Origin of the sequence: Herbidospora sakaeratensis (assembly GCF_001570525.1) — a bacterium.
Classification (GTDB): Bacteria; Actinomycetota; Actinomycetes; order Streptosporangiales; family Streptosporangiaceae; genus Herbidospora; species Herbidospora sakaeratensis.
This window is the reverse complement of sequence record NZ_BBXC01000011.1, coordinates 162,226-180,478: the sequence shown is the minus strand read 5'-3', so window position 1 is coordinate 180,478 and position 18,253 is coordinate 162,226. Positions and strand designations below refer to the sequence as shown.

At 69.2% G+C, this 18,253-nt stretch carries 19 protein-coding genes and 1 tRNA gene; 18 read left to right on the top strand and 2 right to left on the bottom strand.

The window, feature by feature from the left end; genetic code table 11:
* The first annotated feature begins 17 nt into the window (after nucleotides 1-17).
* The 3 genes from AW271_RS16865 to AW271_RS16855 are packed head-to-tail and all read left to right on the top strand — an operon-like array spanning nucleotide 18 to nucleotide 3,292.
* Nucleotides 18-2,048 carry an ATP-binding protein gene (locus tag AW271_RS16865; protein WP_169806355.1) on the top strand — a complete coding sequence of 677 codons (2,031 nt, stop codon included), beginning with the start codon at nucleotides 18-20 and terminating at the stop codon, nucleotides 2,046-2,048.
* Nucleotides 2,035-2,598: an RNA polymerase sigma factor gene (locus AW271_RS16860; protein WP_062337814.1), complete on the top strand. Its 564-nt coding sequence runs from the start codon at nucleotides 2,035-2,037 to the stop codon at nucleotides 2,596-2,598. The genes AW271_RS16865 and AW271_RS16860 overlap by 14 nt, the downstream gene beginning before the upstream one ends.
* Entirely contained in the window at nucleotides 2,585-3,292 is a 708-nt protein-coding gene (locus AW271_RS16855) for a hypothetical protein (RefSeq protein ID WP_062337812.1), read from the top strand. Before AW271_RS16860 ends, AW271_RS16855 begins: the two co-directional genes overlap by 14 nt.
* A gap of 13 nt (nucleotides 3,293-3,305) precedes the next feature.
* Here the strand turns inward: AW271_RS16855 and AW271_RS16850 are convergent, their stop codons facing one another.
* Nucleotides 3,306-4,331 (bottom strand): adenosine deaminase, encoded by a 1,026-nt coding sequence (locus AW271_RS16850; protein WP_062338558.1) that lies wholly within the window; start codon nucleotides 4,329-4,331, stop codon nucleotides 3,306-3,308.
* Between the two features lie 73 nt (nucleotides 4,332-4,404).
* Here AW271_RS16850 and AW271_RS16845 point away from each other — a divergent pair, with 73 nt between their 5' ends.
* The 4 genes from AW271_RS16845 to AW271_RS16830 are packed head-to-tail and all read left to right on the top strand — an operon-like array spanning nucleotide 4,405 to nucleotide 6,909.
* Nucleotides 4,405-4,899, top strand: a complete 495-nt coding sequence (locus AW271_RS16845; RefSeq protein WP_062337810.1) for a SigE family RNA polymerase sigma factor — start codon at nucleotides 4,405-4,407, stop codon at nucleotides 4,897-4,899.
* Nucleotides 4,896-5,822 (top strand): PASTA domain-containing protein, encoded by a 927-nt coding sequence (locus AW271_RS16840; protein WP_062337808.1) that lies wholly within the window; start codon nucleotides 4,896-4,898, stop codon nucleotides 5,820-5,822. Before AW271_RS16845 ends, AW271_RS16840 begins: the two co-directional genes overlap by 4 nt.
* A 36-nt stretch (nucleotides 5,823-5,858) precedes the next feature.
* Complete coding sequence (locus AW271_RS16835; RefSeq protein ID WP_062337806.1) at nucleotides 5,859-6,344, top strand: SigE family RNA polymerase sigma factor; 486 nt, start codon at nucleotides 5,859-5,861, stop codon at nucleotides 6,342-6,344.
* Nucleotides 6,331-6,909: a hypothetical protein gene (locus AW271_RS16830; RefSeq protein WP_062337804.1), complete on the top strand. Its 579-nt coding sequence runs from the start codon at nucleotides 6,331-6,333 to the stop codon at nucleotides 6,907-6,909. The genes AW271_RS16835 and AW271_RS16830 overlap by 14 nt, the downstream gene beginning before the upstream one ends.
* Here the strand turns inward: AW271_RS16830 and AW271_RS16825 are convergent.
* The gene (locus tag AW271_RS16825; protein ID WP_062337802.1) at nucleotides 6,906-8,105 is read right to left on the bottom strand and encodes a pyridoxal phosphate-dependent aminotransferase; all 1,200 of its coding nucleotides are present in this window, start codon (nucleotides 8,103-8,105) and stop codon (nucleotides 6,906-6,908) included. The two genes, AW271_RS16830 and AW271_RS16825, sit on opposite strands and share 4 nt — an antisense overlap.
* A gap of 182 nt (nucleotides 8,106-8,287) precedes the next feature.
* Between AW271_RS16825 and AW271_RS16820 the strand changes: the two genes are divergently transcribed.
* The 11 genes from AW271_RS16820 (at nucleotide 8,288) to rpoB (ending at nucleotide 18,249) form a co-directional block, all read left to right on the top strand.
* Nucleotides 8,288-8,360, top strand: a tRNA-Trp gene (locus AW271_RS16820).
* A 72-nt stretch (nucleotides 8,361-8,432) separates the two neighbouring features.
* A complete protein-coding gene (gene secE, locus AW271_RS16815; RefSeq protein WP_030451517.1) occupies nucleotides 8,433-8,687 on the top strand; it encodes a preprotein translocase subunit SecE in 255 nt (84 codons plus the stop codon).
* A 44-nt stretch (nucleotides 8,688-8,731) separates the two neighbouring features.
* Nucleotides 8,732-9,505, top strand: coding sequence for a transcription termination/antitermination protein NusG (gene nusG / locus AW271_RS16810; RefSeq protein ID WP_062337800.1), 774 nt, complete (start codon nucleotides 8,732-8,734; stop codon nucleotides 9,503-9,505).
* A 180-nt stretch (nucleotides 9,506-9,685) separates the two neighbouring features.
* Nucleotides 9,686-10,117 (top strand): 50S ribosomal protein L11, encoded by a 432-nt coding sequence (gene rplK / locus AW271_RS16805; RefSeq protein ID WP_030451515.1) that lies wholly within the window; start codon nucleotides 9,686-9,688, stop codon nucleotides 10,115-10,117.
* Between the two features lie 183 nt (nucleotides 10,118-10,300).
* Nucleotides 10,301-11,014 (top strand): 50S ribosomal protein L1, encoded by a 714-nt coding sequence (gene rplA / locus AW271_RS16800; RefSeq protein ID WP_062337798.1) that lies wholly within the window; start codon nucleotides 10,301-10,303, stop codon nucleotides 11,012-11,014.
* Between the two features lie 130 nt (nucleotides 11,015-11,144).
* On the top strand, nucleotides 11,145-11,966 hold the full coding sequence (locus tag AW271_RS16795) for an SCO4651 family lipoprotein (protein WP_062337796.1): 822 nt from the start codon (nucleotides 11,145-11,147) through the stop codon (nucleotides 11,964-11,966).
* Nucleotides 11,967-12,204: 238 nt separating this feature from the next.
* Complete coding sequence (rplJ, locus tag AW271_RS16790; protein WP_062337793.1) at nucleotides 12,205-12,729, top strand: 50S ribosomal protein L10; 525 nt, start codon at nucleotides 12,205-12,207, stop codon at nucleotides 12,727-12,729.
* 81 nt (nucleotides 12,730-12,810) lie between these two features.
* Nucleotides 12,811-13,203 (top strand): 50S ribosomal protein L7/L12, encoded by a 393-nt coding sequence (rplL, locus tag AW271_RS16785; RefSeq protein WP_062337791.1) that lies wholly within the window; start codon nucleotides 12,811-12,813, stop codon nucleotides 13,201-13,203.
* Nucleotides 13,204-13,322: 119 nt separating this feature from the next.
* Nucleotides 13,323-13,832, top strand: a complete 510-nt coding sequence (locus AW271_RS16780) for an Rv1363c family protein (protein WP_062337789.1) — start codon at nucleotides 13,323-13,325, stop codon at nucleotides 13,830-13,832.
* Entirely contained in the window at nucleotides 13,832-14,338 is a 507-nt protein-coding gene (locus tag AW271_RS16775; RefSeq protein ID WP_062338556.1) for an Rv1363c family protein, read from the top strand. Before AW271_RS16780 ends, AW271_RS16775 begins: the two co-directional genes overlap by 1 nt.
* A gap of 446 nt (nucleotides 14,339-14,784) precedes the next feature.
* The gene (gene rpoB, locus AW271_RS16770) at nucleotides 14,785-18,249 is read left to right on the top strand and encodes a DNA-directed RNA polymerase subunit beta (RefSeq protein ID WP_062337787.1); all 3,465 of its coding nucleotides are present in this window, start codon (nucleotides 14,785-14,787) and stop codon (nucleotides 18,247-18,249) included.
* The last annotated feature ends 4 nt before the right edge of the window (nucleotides 18,250-18,253 follow it).

Here is an 18,253-nt window from a genome sequence, read left to right as displayed (position 1 = left end):
GTGAAACCCTGACGGCCGTGAACCTTCCGGCGGAAACCAGTACCTTCGTCGGGCGAGACGCGGAGTTGTCCGAGGTCGGCCGACTGATCACCGAGTCGTCCGTGGTGACGCTCACCGGTCCGGGCGGCGTGGGGAAGACGCGTCTGGCATTCCGTGCGGCGGCACACCACGCCGGGGTTCACCTGGAGCCGGTCCGGGTGGCCGAATTGGCCGCCGAGCGCAACGGCGATCTGCTCGCCCACGCGGTCTCCGCTGCGCTCGGCCTTCCGGAACAGTCGGTCCGTCCCCAGGGCGAGGTGCTGGCCGCGCACCTCGCCGACAGCCGCCTGCTGATCGTGCTCGACACGGTCGAACATCTCGTCGGGCCCGCCCGCGCCCTGGTCGGCCAGGTGCTGGCGAAGGCGCCCGGCGTCCGGTTCCTGGTGACCAGCCGCCAGCCGCTCGGTCATCCGGCCGAGCGTGTCTTCCGGGTGCGCCCGCTCGTCGAGACCGACGCGCTGCGCCTGTTCGCCGAACGTGCCGCGGCCGTCGTCCCCGGCTTCACCTCCACCGAGGAGGTCGCCGACCTCTGCCACCGGATGGAGGGCCTGCCGCTGGCCATCGAACTGGCCGCCCGGCGGTTGCGCTCGATGACCCCCAAGGAACTGGCCGACCGGCTCGACGACCGGTTCGCGCTGCTGTCGGGCCACCGGGGCCGCACCGGCCGGCACGCCGCGCTGCGGACGTCGGTCGGCTGGAGCCACGAACTGTGCACTCCCGAGGAGAGATTGTTGTGGGCCCGGTTGTCGGTGTTCGCCGGGTCGTTCGAGACCGAGGCGGCCCAGTACGTCTGCGGCGACGACCGGCTGCCCAACGTGCCCGGCACCCTGGCGAAACTGGCCGACAAGTCGGTCGTGTGCGTCGTCGGCGAACGGTTCCACATGCTCGAGACGGTCCGCGTCTACGGCCGCGAGTGGCTGCGCGAACTCGGCGAGGAGGAGCACCTGATGCTCCGCCACCGCGACCACTACGTCGCGCTGGCCCGCCGCGCCGAGGCCGACTGGTGCGGCCCCAACCAGGCGGCGTGGTCAGACTGGGCGCGCGGCGAGATGCCGAACCTGCGCCTGGCCCTCGACCGGAGCATCGCCAGCCCGATCGGCCTCGACCTGGTGGGCCGCCTGTGGTTCGTCTGGTACTGCCTCGGCCACGCCCGCGAGGGCCGCCACTACCTCGACCGGGCGTTGGAACGTAACACCGCGGGCAGCCCCCAGCGCACCCGCGCCCTGTGGGCCGCCGCCTTCGTCGCCTTCGCCCTGGGCGACCACGACCAGATGGCCATCCGCCTCACCCAGGCCCGCGAGGCCGCCCTCGCCCAGGACGACCCGGCCGCCATCGGCCACGCCTGCACCGGCGCCGCGAGCCTGGCCCTGTTCCAGGGCGACTTCGACGCCGTACGCCTGCTCGCCGAGGAGGCCATCGACCACCTCGACCGCGTCGGCGGCCGCTACGTCGCCCGCCTGTCGGCCCTGGCGCTGCTCGCGCTGGCCCTGATCGGCCGGGGCGACCCCGACGAGGCGGTGATCGTCCTGGAGGGTCAGCGGGCCGCGTGCGAGGCGCTCGGCGAGGAGTGGTCCCGCTCGATGGGCGACCAGATCAGGGCCGCCGCCGAACTCGGCCGGGGCGACGCCGTCACCGCCGACCGCTACGCCCGCGCCTCCCTGCGCACGATCTGGCGCCTGGGCGACGTGATGGGCGGCGCGATGGCGGTCGAACGCCTGGCCGCCTGCGCCGTCGCGATGGGCGACGCCGTGCGCGCGGCCCGGCTGCTGGGCGTGGGGGAGCGGTTGTGGGCCGAATTCGGGCCGACCCACTTCGCCCCGCCCGGCTTCGTCGAGTCGCGCGGCCGCACCGACCGGCGCACCCGCCGCGTCCTCGGCGAACACGATTTCCTGGAGGCGTACGCCGAGGGCCGCCGCATGTCCCTCGACGGCGGCGTCGGATACGCCCTGGGCGGTCTTCCCAATTCCGGAGCGATGCGGTGGAATCATCCCGCCGATGAATGCCGATGACCCTCCCCCTCTGACCGACGACGAAGCGGTCGGCCGTTCGCTCGCCGGTGACCTGACCGCCTACGAGGCGCTGGTCACCCGCTACACCGCGATCGCCCACCGCACGGCGTTCCTGCTCGGCGCGGGCGACGAGGCCGAGGACGTGGTCCAGGAGGCGTTCGTCAAGGCCTATCGTCATCTGAGGTCGTTCCGGCGCGACTCGGCCTTCCGGCCGTGGTTGCTGCGCATCGTGGCCAACGAGACCCACAACGCGACCCGCTCGCGCGGCCGCCGGGCCGACCTGTCGGTCCGGCTCGAAGCGGTGCGCGACGGCGGCGGCCCGGAAGATCCGCAGGACACGGCGGTGGCGGGCGACCGGTCGGCCCGGCTGCTCGCGGCGGTCCGGGCCCTGCCTGATCGGGAACGCGAAGCGGTGGTCTGCCGGTATTTCCTGCAGTTGTCCGAAGCGGAGACGGCGGAGGTCCTCGACTGCCCGATCGGGTCGGTGAAGAGCCGCACCCACCGGGGCCTGCGACGCCTGAGGGAGGAGGTGGACCGTGAACTCCTCTGACGACCCCTTCGAGGCCGAACTCCGTGCCCTGGGCGAGTCCCTCCACGTGCCGCCGCCGCCCGAGGCGATGGCCGACCGGGTGCTGACCGCCCTGCGGGAACCCGCGCCCAAGCGCCGTCTCACTGCCAAACGGCTGGTCGCCGCCGTGGCCGCCGTCTTGGTCGTGCTGGTCGCCGCCACCCCGCAGGGCCGCGCGGCGGTCGCCGGGGTGTTGCGGTTCGCCGGGGTGGAGATCGAGGTCGGCGGCTCCGCGCCGCTGCCCTCGGGTTCCCCCTCCCCGCTGCCCTCCGAGACGAGCGCCGCGCTGGCCGACGCCCGTGCGGCGGTGGCGTTCCCGCTGGTCGTCCCGGCCGCGCTCGGCGAACCCGACGAGGTCACGGTGGCCGACGGGGGTCAGGTCGTCAGCATGTACTGGGACGGCGTGCGCCTCGACCAGTACGACGGCACCCTGCGTGAGGTCTGGCACAAGGAACTCGGCGAACCCTTCCCTCAGCAGACCTGGCTGGGCACGACGTCGGGCGTCTGGATCCCGCAGCAGCACGGCATCGAGTACCTGCCCGGCACCGGCGGGCCGCCGGTCTCGCTCCGGCTGGCCGGTCCGACCCTGATCTGGCAGCTCGGCCGCGTCGGTCTCAGGCTGGAGGGCGTCCCGACCCTGCAGGAGGCTGGCCGAATCGCCGAGTCGGTCCGCTGACCTGGTGCGGTCCTCAGCCCGCGAGGGGCGTCGCCAGCCAGGCGTCGATGTCGGCGATGATCTCCTTGCGGACCGGCTCGGGGGCCGTCGACGACCTGATCGACTGGCGGGCCAGCTCCGCCAGCTCGGCGTCGGAGAAGCCGTACACATCCCTGGCCAGCTCGTACTGCGGCAGCAGCCGGGCCCCGAACAGCAGCGGGTCGTCGGCGCCCAGCGCGATCGGCACCCCGGCCTCGAAAAGCCTTCTGAGCGGTACGTCCTCCGGACCCCGCGCCACCCCCAGGCCCACGTTCGACAACGGGCAGACCTCGCAGGTGATCTGCCGGTCGGCCAGCCGCTCCATCAGCCGGGGGCTCTCCGCCGCCCGTACGCCGTGACCGACCCGGTCGGCCCCCAGGTCGTCGACGCACTCGGCGACCGAGGCCGCGCCCAGCAGTTCGCCGCCGTGGGGCACCGCCAGCAGCCCGGCCCGCTTCGCGATCCGGAACGCCGCGTCGAAGTCGCGGGCCCGGCCGCGCCGCTCGTCGTTGGACAACCCGAACCCGACGACGCCCTTGTCGGCGTACTGCGCGGCCAGCCGGGCGAGGGTGCGGGCGTCGAGCGGATGGCGGGTGCGGTTGGCCGCCACGATCACCGCGACCCCGACCCCCGTCGCCGCAGACGCCAACCGGGCCGCGTCGAGCGCCAGCTCCAGCGTCTCGGTCAGGCCGCCGAACCTCGAGGCGTAGCCCGACGGGTCGACCTGGATCTCCAGCCACCGCGACCCCTCGCGGGCTTCGTCCTCGGCCGCCTCGCGGACCAGCCGGTAGACGTCGGCGGGCCGCCGCAGCACCGACCGGGCGATGTCGTAGAGCCGCTGGAACCGGAACCAGCCGCGTTCGTCGGTGGCGTGCAGTTGCGGCGGCCAGTCCTGCACCAGCGCGTCGGGCAGGTGGACCCCCTGCTCGCGGGCGAGCTCGATGAGGGTTGAATGGCGCATCGAGCCGGTGAAGTGCAGGTGGAGATGTGCCTTGGGGAGTCTGTCGAGTGGGCGCCGCATCTCCATATCCTGCCGCAACGGCACTCAACCCTTCACCCGCTTCGCGCGTTGTGGACGAGCGAAAGGGGAGCCCATGACCGATGAAGACGAAGCGGCCTTCGACGAGTTCGTGGCCGCGCGCAGCACGGCGCTGCTCCGCACCGCGATCCTCGTCTGCGGGGCCAGCGCCCACGACGCCGAGGATCTGGTCCAGGGCGCGCTCGAAAAGGTCTACCGCCACTGGTCCCGCATCCGGGCCGACAACCCGGAGGCCTACGCCAGGAAAGTGGTGGTCAACAGCGCCATCACCCGCTCGCGTCGCCGGCGCGTGATCCAGGAGATCACCTTCGCCGCGCCGCCCGACACCCCCGTCGAGGGTCCCGACCTCGGTCTTCGCGAAGCGATGCTGACCGAGCTGCGCAAACTGCCGGCCCGCATGCGGGCCGTCCTGGTGCTGCGCTACTGGGAGGACCAGTCGGAGGCCGAGACGGCCGTCCTGCTGGGGTGTTCGGTCGGCACGGTGAAGAGCCAGGCGGCGCGGGGGCTCGCCAGGATCCGTGAAGCGATGGTTGAAGGAGTGCCCGCATGAACGTCGAGGAAGCACTGAAAGAGGCGATGCGCGCCAAGGTCGGCGAGGTCTACGCCCCGCCGTCGATGGGCAGCGCCGTCCGGCGCCGCCGGCGCCGTTCGCTCGTCCGGTTCCGTACGGCCGGAGCCGTCCTGGTGACCGCCGCCGTCGCGGTCACCGTGCCCGTCGTGCTGACGAACACCACCCCGCAGGCCGGACCGGCGGCCGGCGCCTCGGCGCCCGCCATCGCGGTGCCCGGCATCGTGGTGCCCGACGTGGTCGGCATGAACGCCAAGCAGGCGTATCTGCTGCTGGAGCAGGCCGGCCTGACCCCGATGCTCATGACGCCGGGAGAGAACGACAAGGGCCTGGTGGCGGGCGAGAAGGTGATCCAGACCAACCCGGAGGCCGGCGCCGTCGCCGACCCGAAGGCGCTCGTCCAGATCAAGACCCCGTGGGTGCCCGGCCCGACCGCCTCCCCCGAGTCCGAGCCCCAGGACGGCAAGCCCGTCAACCCGAACCTGGGCGACCTCGGCGACGGCCTGACCTGGATGGGCATCCACGTCGGCTACCTCCCCGAGGGCGTCAAGTGGGGCGGCGACTCCTACGTCGGCGGCTTCGGCCCGAAGTCCGCCACCGTGCCCTACGTCACCGCGGGCCTGGAGGAGGGCATGTACTCCATCCAGGTGATCGTCGGCGTCGACAAGAGCCTGCTGCGCCGCGACGGCGAGCAGGTCGCCCCCGGCACCTGGGTCTCCAACTACGGCGAGGGTGGCGAGAAGCTCGACTTCGGCGCCGGCTCGACCCTGACCGCCAGCCGCGACCTGCCCGGCGACCAGGTGGTCCAGGTCCTGTTCAGCCCCGACTACAGCGCCTCGCTCGGCGAGGAGCGCGCCCGCACCGAGATCGCCAAGGTGATCGAGCACATCCGCCTGGAGAAGTAGGGCAACCTCCCCGCCCGGTCAGGCGTATGTGAGGGCATGACGGGATTCGCGGACTTCGTCGCCGCCCGGGGCACCGCCCTGCTGCGGACGGCGTACCTCACCTGCGGGTCCGTCCACGAGGCCGAAGACGTGCTGCAGGCCGCACTGGAGAAGGCCTGCCGCAACTGGTCCCGGATCGACGATCGCGATCCGGAGCCCTACGTGCGGCGCATCATCGTCAACACCGTCATCAGCCGGGCCAGACGCCGGGCGATCCTGCGGATCATCCCCACGGGATCGCCCCCCGACCGTCCGGCCCCCGCCGACGACGTGGTGCTGCGCCACGTGCTCATGGACGGCCTGCGCGCCCTGCCGCCCCGCCAGCGCGCGGTGATCGTGCTGCGCTACTGGGAGGACCTGACCGAGAGCCAGACCGCCGAGATCCTCGGCTGTTCCACCGGCACGGTGAAGAGCCAGACGGCCAAGGCCATGGCCCGCCTGCGCACCCTGCTGGGTGAGGAGGTGAGCAGTGCTGGAACATGACCTCAAGGCGGCCATGACCGCCGAGACGGCCGATCTGATGATCGCTCCCGACCTGGCCGAACGCGTCGAACAACGGGCCCGCCGCACCAGATGGCGAACCCGCCTCGCCGCGCTCCTGGCCACGGTGCTGGCCGCCGCCGGCTGGTGGCTCGTGCCCCAGGTGGCGGGCATGGGCGCCGTGCCGGCCGACCAGATCATCGACGGCGTGCAGGTCACCCACCTGCCGCCCGGACTGATCAGAGCGCCGGACGAACCCCCGGACGAGGACGACTTCCCGGGTGTGTCCGCCCTCTGGTCCACCGGTGGAGGGAAACCGTTCGTGGACGGCGGCGACGGAATCTCGGTCTCCGTCTACCGGAGCGCCGACATCGAGAACACCCCGGCCTCGCTGGACGAGTTCGGCGCGGGAGAGCCCCGGGAGATCGCCGGGAAATGGGGCCGCCACGGCATGATGATGGGCATCGAGGTCTTCTACTGGGTGCCCCGTCCCGGCATGATCGTCATGGTCATGGCGGTCGGCTCCGAACTGGAGCCGGTCGTCGAGGGGATCGTGGTCCCCGGCTAGCGGGCCTCGCCGAAGAGCTTGCCCAGCCGGGTGACCCCTTCGGCGAGGTCGTCGTCGCCCAGGGCGTAGGAGAGCCGGAAGTAGCCCGGCGTGCCGAACGCCTCGCCCGGCACCACCGCGACCTCGGCCTCCTCCAGCACCAGCTCGGCCAGCTCGACCGACGACGCCGCCCGGCGGCCCCGGATCTCCTTGCCGATCAGCTCCTTGACCGACGGGTAGACGTAGAAGGCCCCGAACGGCTCGGGGCAGACCACGCCCGGGATCTCGTTCAGCATCCGGACGATCGTCTGCCTCCGCCGGTCGAAGGCGATCCGCATCTCGGCCACCGCCGACAGGTCGCCCGAGACGGCCGCCAGCGCCGCCGCCTGGGCCACGTTCGACACGTTCGACGTCGAGTGGGACTGCAGGTTGGTGGCCGCCTTCACCACGTCGGAGGGCCCGATGAGCCAGCCGACCCGCCAGCCCGTCATCGCGTACGTCTTGGCCACGCCGTTGAGCACCACGACCTTGTCGGCCAGCTCGGGGACGGCGGTCGCGATGCTGGTGAACTTCGCGGAGCCGTACACGAGATGCTCGTAGATCTCGTCGGTGACGACCCACAGGTCGTGCTCGACCGCCCAGCGGCCGATCGCCTCGACCTGTTCGGGGGAGTAGACCGCCCCGGTCGGGTTCGACGGCGACACGAACAGCAGCGCCTTGGTCCGCTCGGTCCGGGCCGCCTCCAGCTGCTCCACCGACGCCAGGTAGCCGCTGCCCTCGTCGGTGACCACGTCGACCTGGACGCCCCCGGCCAGCTTGATCGCCTCGGGGTAGGTGGTCCAGTAGGGCGCCACGACCAGCACCTCGTCACCGGGGTCGAGCAGGGTCGCGAAGACCGCGTAGACGGCGTGCTTGCCGCCGTTGGTGACCAGCACCCGGCCCGCGTCGACCTCGAAACCGGAGTCGCGCAGCGTCTTGGCCGCGATGGCCTGCTTCAGCTCCGGCAGGCCGCCCGGCGGCGTGTACTTGTGGAACCGGTCTTCCGCGCAGGCCGCCACGGCCGCCTCGACGATGTAGCCGGGCGTCGGGAAGTCGGGCTCGCCGGCGCCGAAGCCGATCACGGGCCGGCCGGCGGCCTTCATCGCCTTCGCCCGGGCGTCGACGGCGAGGGTGGCTGACTCGGAGATGGCCGCGACACGCGCGGAGATTCGGCTCATGCGCACATGTTTTCAGACCGGTATCCGGCCGCCCCGCCATTTCCACGATGCGGACGGTACCGTTGACCTGCGCGGCCGTACTGGTTCGACGAAGTGACCGATCCTGCGTACACTTCCACGTCTAGTGGCCCACAACGGCGGGAACGGAAGCCTCCGTTCTCCTGTAGTGTGGTGCACGGCTTAGGGCACTAGCGCAATTGGTAGCGCACCGGTCTCCAAAACCGGCGGTTGGGGGTTCGAGTCCCTCGTGCCCTGCGGAGTGCGGTCCGCGCACTAAGGGCGTATGAGCCGCCGGTTGCGATGGACACGACGGATCAGGTGAGGACTGTGGCGATCGACACGCGCGGCGAGGCCGCGGCTCAGCCGGAAAAGCCGAGTGGCGAGAAGAAGGCCAAGCGCACCACCCCTGCCCTTTTCTATCGGCAGGCAGTAGCGGAGCTCCGCAAGGTCATCTGGCCGACGCGCAAAGAGCTGATCAACTACACCATCGTGGTCCTCGTTTTCTGCCTGATCATGGTCGGAATCGTGTCCGCACTAGACTTCCTTTTGACGCAGGGTGTGCTGGCGGTCTTCGGTTCCTGACCCGCCCAGCACAGTAAAACCCGACGGAAAGAGGAATAGCCATCGTGTCCGAGTCACCGCAGCAGGCCGACGACTCCCGCGACGAGTGGGACGACGAGGCCGTTGAAGAGGTCGACGAGGCCGCTGACGACGCTGCGGAAGCCGACGAGGCCACCGAGGCTGAGGCTTCCGACGTCGCCGACTCCGAGGTCGACGAGAACGTCGACGAAGACGGCGACATCCTCCCCGACGTCGACCCCGTCGAGGAGTTCAAGCGCCAGCTCCGCGGTCAGCTCGGCGAGTGGTATGTGATCCACTCCTACGCCGGCTACGAGAACCGCGTGAAGCAGAACATCGAGAGCCGCACCGGCAGCCTCAACATGGAGGACTACATCTTCCAGGTCGAGGTGCCGACCCACACGGTGACCGAGTTCAAGGGCGGCAAGAAGACCCCGATCAAGGAGCGCGTGCTGCCGGGCTACGTCCTGGTCCGCATGGAGCTCACCGACGAGTCGTGGGCCGCGGTCCGCAACACCCCGGGCGTCACCGGGTTCGTCGGCCTGTCGAACAAGCCCAGCCCGCTGAACCTCGACGAGGTCGCCAAGCTGCTGGCTCCCGAGCCGACCGAAGAGGTCAAGAAGGCCGCCACCAAGTCGGCCGCCTCGACCGTCGAGTTCGAGATCGGCGAGTCGGTCACCGTCATGGACGGCCCGTTCGCCACGCTCCCGGCCTCGGTGAGCGAGATCAGCCCCGAGTCGCAGAAGCTCAAGGTGCTGGTGTCGATCTTCGGTCGCGAGACCCCCGTTGAGCTGTCGTTCAACCAGGTCTCGAAGATCTGAGGCGGTCCCTTACAATTAGACGTTCGGCTAGAGCCGCTCCTTCGCGAAGGGCGGCTCGCCGACATGTTCCCCCTCCGATCTGCCGGGGGAACGCAAAGCGAGACGCGGACGGCCGAAGGCCGGCCGTGGCTCGCGTCATGAATCTGCCTCAAAGTTAAGAAACAGGACCCGGAGAGAGTCATGCCTCCCAAGAAGAAGATCGCGGCGTTGGTGAAGGTCCAGCTTCCCGCTGGCCAGGCCACCCCCGCCCCGCCGGTCGGTACCGCCCTCGGTCCCCACGGCGTCAACATCATGGAGTTCGTCAAGCAGTACAACGCTGCGACGGAGTCCCAGCGGGGCAACATCATCCCCGTCGAGATCACCATCTTCGAAGACCGCACCTTCCAGTTCGTCACCAAGACGCCTCCGGCGCCCGAACTGATCAAGAAGGCCCTCGGTCTGAAGAGCGGCTCGAACAACCCGCTGAAGACCAAGGTCGGCCAGCTCTCCAAGGAGCAGCTGCGCGCCATCGCCGAGCAGAAGATGCCCGACCTGAACGCCAACGACATCGAGATGGCCGAGCGCATCATCGCCGGCACCGCCCGTTCGATGGGCATCACGATCGCCGAGTAGTCCCCGCGAGGGAGCGCCGGTTTCTGGACTGAGGAGCGCAGGGGAGCGTAGCGACCCGGAGCGACGAGGGAAGAAGCCGGATCAAAAGCGACCGAGCCGCCGTGCCGAAGGCACGGCAAATCAACCACAGTGGAAGGGTCGAGCGCGGCCCGTACCACGAACTCCCTCTCAGGAGAGATCGCAGTGAAGCGCAGCAAGAGCTGGAAGAACGCGGCCGCTCAGGTCGACCGCGACGCCCTGCTGGCCCCCCTCGAAGGGGTCCGCCTGGCGAAGAAGACCGCGTCCACGAAGTTCGACGCCACCGTCGAGGTCGCCCTGCGTCTGGGTGTCGACCCGCGCAAGGCCGACCAGATGGTCCGCGGCACCGTCAACCTCCCGCACGGCACCGGTAAGACCGCCCGGGTCCTGGTCTTCGCGACCGGTGACCGTGCCGAGGAGGCGCGCGCCGCGGGCGCCGACATCGTCGGCGCCGACGAGCTGATCGACGAGGTCGCCAAGGGCCGCCTCGACTTCGACGCCGTCGTGGCCACCCCCGACCTCATGGGCAAGGTCGGCCGCCTGGGCCGCGTGCTCGGTCCGCGTGGCCTCATGCCCAACCCGAAGACCGGCACCGTCACGCCGGCCGTCGGCAAGGCCGTCACCGACATCAAGGGCGGCAAGATCGAGTTCCGCGTGGACCGTCACGCGAACCTCCACTTCATCATCGGCAAGGCGTCCTTCGACGAGCGTCAGCTCCTCGAGAACTACGCCGCCGCCCTCGACGAGGTGCTGCGTCTCAAGCCGTCGGCCGCCAAGGGCCGCTACCTCAAGAAGGTCACCTTCGCGACGTCGATGGGCCCCGGCATCCCGGTCGACCCCAACGTCACCCGCGGGATGACCACCGAGATCGACGCCTAAAGATTCGCGCCTACACGACCCCCGTCCGGGTACCGGACGGGGGTTGTGTCTTTTCTGTGCGAATCCTGAGGACAGGACCGCGCTCCAGAACGGCCCAACGTAGGCTCGGGCCGACGAAGGGATTGACAAGATGCGCAGATTCTTAGTGGCCGCCGGGGTCGTCGCCGCCCTGGCGGTGGCCGGTTGCGGGACCACGACTGCCCAGCCGCTGGGGGACGTCAAGCTCTCCGCCGCCGAGGCCATCCAGCAGACGGCGCAGAAGGCCGACTCGATCGACTCCTACAGCGCCGACATCGTGCTCGACTTCGCCGACCCCAAGGGTCAGAAGGGCACCGTCCAGGGCAGCATGCTGTTCCAGCAGAAGCCCACCCTCGCCTCCGACGTGACCCTCAGCCAGGTGTCCTTCGGCGGTCAGACCGTGCCCGGCGGGCTGCGCGTGGTGCTGGCCGACGAGGTCGCCTACGTGAAGATGGACCTGCTGAAGACCCTGATCGGCACCGACAAGCCGTGGGTGAAGATCGACCTGAAGCAGCTCGGCGACGCCCAGGCCGCGGGCCAGTTCCTCGACCAGGCCCAGCAGATCGACCTGAAGACCAGCGTCACCCTGCTGACCGCGTCCAAGGACGTCAAGGCCGTCGGCACCGAGTCGGTCAACGGCGTCGACACGACCCACTACGCCGGCACCTTCCCGGTCGAGGCGGCCGTGCTGCTGCTGCCGAAGGAGACGCAGGAGCGGGTCAAGGGCCAGCTCTCCCAGCTGAAGAACGTGAAGTTCGACGCCTGGATCGACGGTGAGGGCCTGCCCCGCAAGATCGGCATCAATGGCGCCGAGCAGGGCGCCAGCTTCTCCGCCACCCTGCTGTTCAAGTCGTTCAACGAGCAGCTCAGCATCGCCGCGCCGCCCGCCGACCAGGTCGGCGACCTGCCCAAGAACATGCCCGTGGGCGGCTGATTTGGTGTTGCGGGCTTGACACCGTACTCTGGTCCTGCCAAAGACCGCCGGTTGTCTCCGGGTGCCTATCCCGGTGACCGAAGGTCCCACGTTTGTGGGCGACCCGCGCAGGTGTGACTGAGAGCCTCTGCCAAGCCTTTCTGGAGCTTGCTGAGAGCCCCGTGCGCCCTGCGCCCGGGGCTCGTCCGTTTTCTTGGGGCCTTCATCCCTTCCGGCGGCGACATCTGGAAGGAGGCCCATGGCGAAGACGGAGAAGGCCGGCGCGGTCGACGAACTCAAGGCTGAGTTCGATGGCAGCAGCGCCGCCGTTCTGACCGAATACCGCGGGCTCACCGTCGCTCAGCTCAAGCAGCTGCGCGTCTCTCTCGGTGGGCATGCGAAGTTCGCCGTGGCGAAGAACACGCTGGCCAAGATCGCGGCGAACAACGCCGGGATCACGGCCCTCGACGACCTGCTCTACGGCCCGACCGCGATCGCGTTCGTCAAGGGCGACGTGGTGGAGGCCGCCAAGGGTCTGCGTGAGTTCGCCAAGGCCAACCCCCTTCTGGTGATCAAGGGCGGTGTCGTCGACGGCAAGTCGATGACCCCCGCCGAGATCTCCAAGCTCGCTGACCTCGAGTCCCGTGAGGTTCTCCTCGCGAAGCTGGCCGGCGCCATGAAGGCCAAGCAGTCGACGGCTGCCGCCACCTTCGCCGCGCTGCCCACGCAGATGGCTCGTCTGGCCGAGGCTCTGCGCGCGAAGCGCGAGGAGTCCGGAGAGTAAGCAGGTCCGCGCGAGCGGGGGGAAGCGCAAACCGCGGTCCCTTTTCACGTTATTCAGCACGATCCTTATGGAGGAACCATCATGGCGAAGCTCAGCACCGACGAGCTGCTCGACGCTTTCAAGGAGATGACCCTCCTTGAGCTGTCCGACTTCGTGAAGCTGTTCGAGGAGACCTTCGACGTCAAGGCCGCCGCCCCGGTCGCGGCCGTGGCCGTCGCCGGCCCCGGCGGCGCCGCTCCGGCCGAAGAGGCCGAGGAGCAGGACGAGTTCGACGTCATCCTCGAGGCTGCCGGCGACAAGAAGATCCAGGTCATCAAGGAGATCCGCGCGCTCACCAGCCTGGGCCTGAAGGAGGCCAAGGACCTGGTCGACGGCGCTCCGAAGCCGGTCTTCGACGGCAAGGTCAACAAGGAGCAGGCGGAGAAGGCCAAGGCTGCCCTCGAGGGCGCCGGCGCCAAGGTCACCGTCAAGTAGTCTGCACAACCCGCGAAGCGGTCCGCTCCAGGTGCCTGGGCGGGCCGCTTTCGGCATTTCCGCAACCGAGTTGATCCGTTAGAGCCGCCGGTGCGGTAAGCCCACATAGAATCCGCCCCGTGGCCAGGATCCGCCGTGAGGCACCCCGTCGCCTCAACCTGGCCCTGCTGGCCGCCGTCCTCGTGCTGGGGGCCGCCGCCGGGTGGGTCTGGACGCTCAGAGCCGACGCCCTGGCCCGCCAGGCCGACGAGGCCGCCGCCGTGTCGGCCGCCTCCACCCACGCCGTCAGCCTGATGTCGCTCGACCACCGCACCTTCGACACCGCCTTCCGGGGTGTGTTGTCGACCTCGACGGGGGAGACCCGGGCCCGCTACGAACGCGAGCAGGCCGCGGCCCGCGCGACGGTGATGAAGGAGAAGGTGCTCCAGACGGGGGTGCTCCGGGGCGCCGGGCTGGTGTCGATGAACCCCGAGGGGAACCGCGCCCAGGTGCTCGTGGTCGCCGACGTCCTCGTCGACTTCACCGGGCGCGAGAAGGACGAGCCCGAGGACCGCTACTACCGCTGGCGCATGGATCTGGCGAAGGAGAACGGCCGCTGGCTGGTCGCCGACGCGGAGCTGGTGCCGTGATGGCCGTCGTGCAGCGCGCGCTGCGGCTGACCACCCTGCTCGTCGTGCTGGCCGTGGCGGCGCTGGGCGGGCTCGGCTGGTTGTATCTGGACCTGAAACGCACCCAGGACACCTCGGCCGCGGCCGCGGAGGCCGCGCAGGCCGCGCGGGCGTACGCCGCCGACATGCTCTCCTACGACCACCGCACCATCGAGGCCGATCTGGCGCGGGCCCGCAGCCACGCCACCGGCCCGCTGGCCGAGCACTACGCCAACCTGGCGGGCACCTTCATCCCGCAGGTGCGCCGGCAGTCGAAGGTCCAGCAGGCCACCGTGGCCGCCGTGGCGGTCGAGGAGGCCACCCCGGAGCGGGTCAAAGTGCTGGTTTTCCTGAACACCTCGACAAGCCAGACAGGGGGGCCGGCGAGGCTCGTACAGAACAGAGCGCGCCTGGTCATGGTGGTTACGGACGGTCGCTGGCTCGTGTCGGGGCTCTCGACGTTGATCGGCAACACGCCCATCCGCTGAGCCGCGAGACCCAATTGTTAGTCACGTTTGGGTTTTGCTTTGAGTGGCCTAGGGAATGTCCAGGGCGTTGGAAGGTCGATCAACGGTCATCGTTGGGGCTTCCGTGTGACAGAGCGTTAGCGGACTCGGGTCCAGGGTATCGACTGGGCTCGGCGGGTTGTCGATAGGGCTTCGCAACCGGCGGTCGTCTCACGGAAGGGAAAAACCCAGCGTGCTGGCCATTGGTTAGCCGAAATGTCGTCTCTCGGGCTTGACGTTTGAGCCCAGACGGGTGATGCTGCCAGCAACGTGGAGCGCAGAGCGAGAGCGGAGTGGACAGGTGTATGCCCATCGGCTACACTGCCCCTTTGCGCTGCCCTTTGACGACCGTTTCTCTGAGTAACCTCGCTTTCCTTGGTCGTCTGGCGTGCGTGTAGTCAGTCCGCGAGCCCTCGGAAGGACATCTGTTGGCAGCCTCGCGCAACGCCTCCGCCGTACCCGCCGGTCCCCGCACCGTGTCGTTCGCACGTATCCAGGAGCCTCTGGAAGTTCCTGATCTACTAGCTCTGCAGACCGAGTCCTTCGACTGGTTGCTCGGCAACGAGAAGTGGAAGGCCCGGGTCGAGGCGGCCCGCCAGGCGGGCCGCCGCGATGTGCCGGCCCAGTCGGGTCTCGAGGAGATCTTCGAGGAGATCAGTCCCATCGAGGACTTCTCCGGCACCATGTCCCTCTCGTTCCGCGATCACCGGTTCGAGCCGCCCAAGTACTCGGTCGACGAGTGCAAGGACAAGGACATGACCTACTCCGCCCCGATGTTCGTCACGGCGGAGTTCATCAACAACACCACCGGTGAGATCAAGAGCCAGACCGTGTTCATGGGCGACTTCCCGCTCATGACCTCGAAGGGCACCTTCATCATCAACGGCACCGAGCGTGTCGTGGTGTCCCAGCTGGTCCGTTCGCCCGGTGTCTACTTCGAGCGCACCGTCGACAAGACGTCCGACAAGGACCTCTACGGCGCCAAGGTCATCCCCTCCCGGGGCGCCTGGCTCGAGTTCGAGATCGACAAGCGCGACAGCGTCGGCGTCCGCATCGACCGCAAGCGCAAGCAGGCCGTCACGGTCCTGCTCAAGGCGCTCGGCTGGACGACCGACCAGATCCTGGAGCGCTTCGGCCAGTACGAGTCGATGCGCGCCACCCTGGAGAAGGACCACACCTCCGGCCAGGACGACGCGCTGCTCGACATCTACCGCAAGCTGCGCCCGGGCGAGCCCCCGACCAAGGAGTCCGCGCAGGCGCTGCTCGAGAACCTCTACTTCAACCCCAAGCGGTACGACCTCGCGAAGGTCGGCCGTTACAAGATCAATAAGAAGCTCGGCTGCGACTCCGAGATCACGCAGGGCACCCTCACCGAAGACGACGTCGTCGCCGCCATCGAGTACATCGTCCGGCTCCACGCCGGCGAGGAGTCGATGGGCGAGAACGGCTCGGTCATCGTCGAGATCGACGACATCGACCACTTCGGCAACCGCCGCCTGCGCACCGTCGGCGAGCTGATCCAGAACCAGGTCCGCCTGGGCCTGGCCCGCATGGAGCGCGTCGTGCGCGAGCGCATGACGACCCAGGACGTCGAGGCGATCACGCCGCAGACCCTGATCAACATCCGCCCGGTCGTGGCGTCGATCAAGGAGTTCTTCGGCACCTCGCAGCTGTCGCAGTTCATGGACCAGACCAACCCCCTCGCGGGCCTGACCCACAAGCGCCGTCTGTCGGCGCTCGGTCCCGGTGGTCTGTCGCGTGAGCGGGCCGGCTTCGAGGTCCGTGACGTGCACCCGTCCCACTACGGCCGCATGTGCCCGATCGAGACGCCCGAAGGCCCGAACATCGGCCTGATCGGCTCGCTCGCGTCGTTCGGCCGGATCAACTCCTTCGGGTTCGTCGAGACGCCCTACCGCAAGGTCGTCGACGGCAAGGTCTCCGACCAGGTCGACTACCTGACGGCAGACGTCGAGGACCGCCACGTCGTGGCCCAGGCCAACACGCGCCTGAACACCGACGGCAGCTTCGCCGAAGACCGCGTGCTCGCCCGCCGCAAGGGCGGCGAGTTCGAGGCCGTGCACCCGTCCGAGGTCGACTACATGGACGTCTCGCCGCGCCAGATGGTGTCGGTCGCGACCGCCATGATCCCCTTCCTCGAGCACGACGACGCCAACCGCGCGCTCATGGGTTCGAACATGCAGCGCCAGTCGGTGCCCCTGCTCAAGAGCGAGGCTCCGCTCGTCGGCACCGGCATGGAATACCGTGCGGCGACCGACGCCGGCGACGTCATCAGCGCCGAGAAGGCCGGTGTCGTCGAGGAGGTCTCGGCCGACTACGTCACCGTGATGAACGACGACGGCACCCGCACCACCTACCGGGTCGCCAAGTTCAAGCGGTCCAACCAGGGCACCTGCTTCAACCAGAAGCCCATCGTCGCCGAGGGCGACCGGGTGGAGTCGGGTCAGGTCATCGCCGACGGCCCCTGCACCGACACCGGTGAGATGGCGCTCGGGAAGAACCTGCTCGTGGCGTTCATGCCGTGGGAGGGCCACAACTACGAGGACGCGATCATCCTGTCGCAGCGCCTCGTGCAGGACGACGTCCTGTCCTCGATCCACATCGAGGAGCACGAGGTCGACGCCCGCGACACCAAGCTCGGCCCGGAGGAGATCACTCGGGACATCCCGAACGTCTCCGAGGAGGTCCTGGCCGACCTCGACGAGCGGGGCATCATCCGGATCGGCGCCGAAGTGGTCACGGGTGACATCCTCGTCGGAAAGGTCACCCCCAAGGGTGAGACCGAGCTGACCCCCGAGGAGCGCCTGCTCCGCGCGATCTTCGGTGAGAAGGCGCGCGAGGTCCGCGACACCTCGCTGAAGGTTCCCCACGGCGAGTCGGGCAAGGTCATCGGCGTCCGCGTGTTCAGCCGCGAGGAGGGCGACGAGCTTCCCCCCGGCGTCAACGAGCTGGTCCGCGTCTACGTGGCCCAGAAGCGTAAGATCACCGACGGCGACAAGCTGGCCGGCCGCCACGGCAACAAGGGCGTCATCTCCAAGATCCTTCCGGTCGAGGACATGCCGTTCCTGGAAGACGGCACCCCGGTCGACATCGTCCTCAACCCGCTGGGCGTGCCCGGCCGAATGAACGTCGGCCAGGTGCTGGAGACACACCTCGGGTGGATCGCCGCCAGAGGCTGGGACGTCTCCGGCATCGAGGAGGCGTGGGCCGAGCGGCTGCGCGAGAAGGAAATGGGCGAGATCAAGCCCTGGACCAAGGTCGCGACGCCGGTGTTCGACGGCGCCCACGAGGAGGAGATCGTCGGCCTCCTCAACAGCACCCTGAAGAACCGTGACGGTTCGCGGATGGTCCAGGAGAACGGCAAGGCCCGCCTCTTCGACGGCCGCTCCGGCGAGCCGTTCCCGCACCCGATCTCGGTCGGCTACATCTACATCCTGAAGCTGCTCCACCTGGTCGACGACAAGATCCACGCTCGGTCGACCGGCCCCTACTCCATGATCACGCAGCAGCCGCTGGGTGGTAAGGCGCAGTTCGGTGGCCAGCGCTTCGGCGAGATGGAGGTGTGGGCGCTGGAGGCGTACGGCGCCGCCTACGCCCTCCAGGAACTGCTGACCATCAAGTCCGACGACGTCCTCGGCCGAGTCAAGGTCTACGAGGCCATCGTCAAGGGCGAGAACATCCCCGAGCCCGGCATCCCCGAGTCCTTCAAGGTCCTCATCAAGGAAATGCAGTCGCTGTGCCTGAACGTCGAGGTGCTCTCCAGCGACGGCATGTCCATCGAGATGCGGGACACCGACGAGGACGTCTTCCGCGCGGCGGAGGAGCTCGGTATCGATCTGTCCCGGCGCGAGCCGAGCAGCGTGGAAGAAGTCTGAGGGG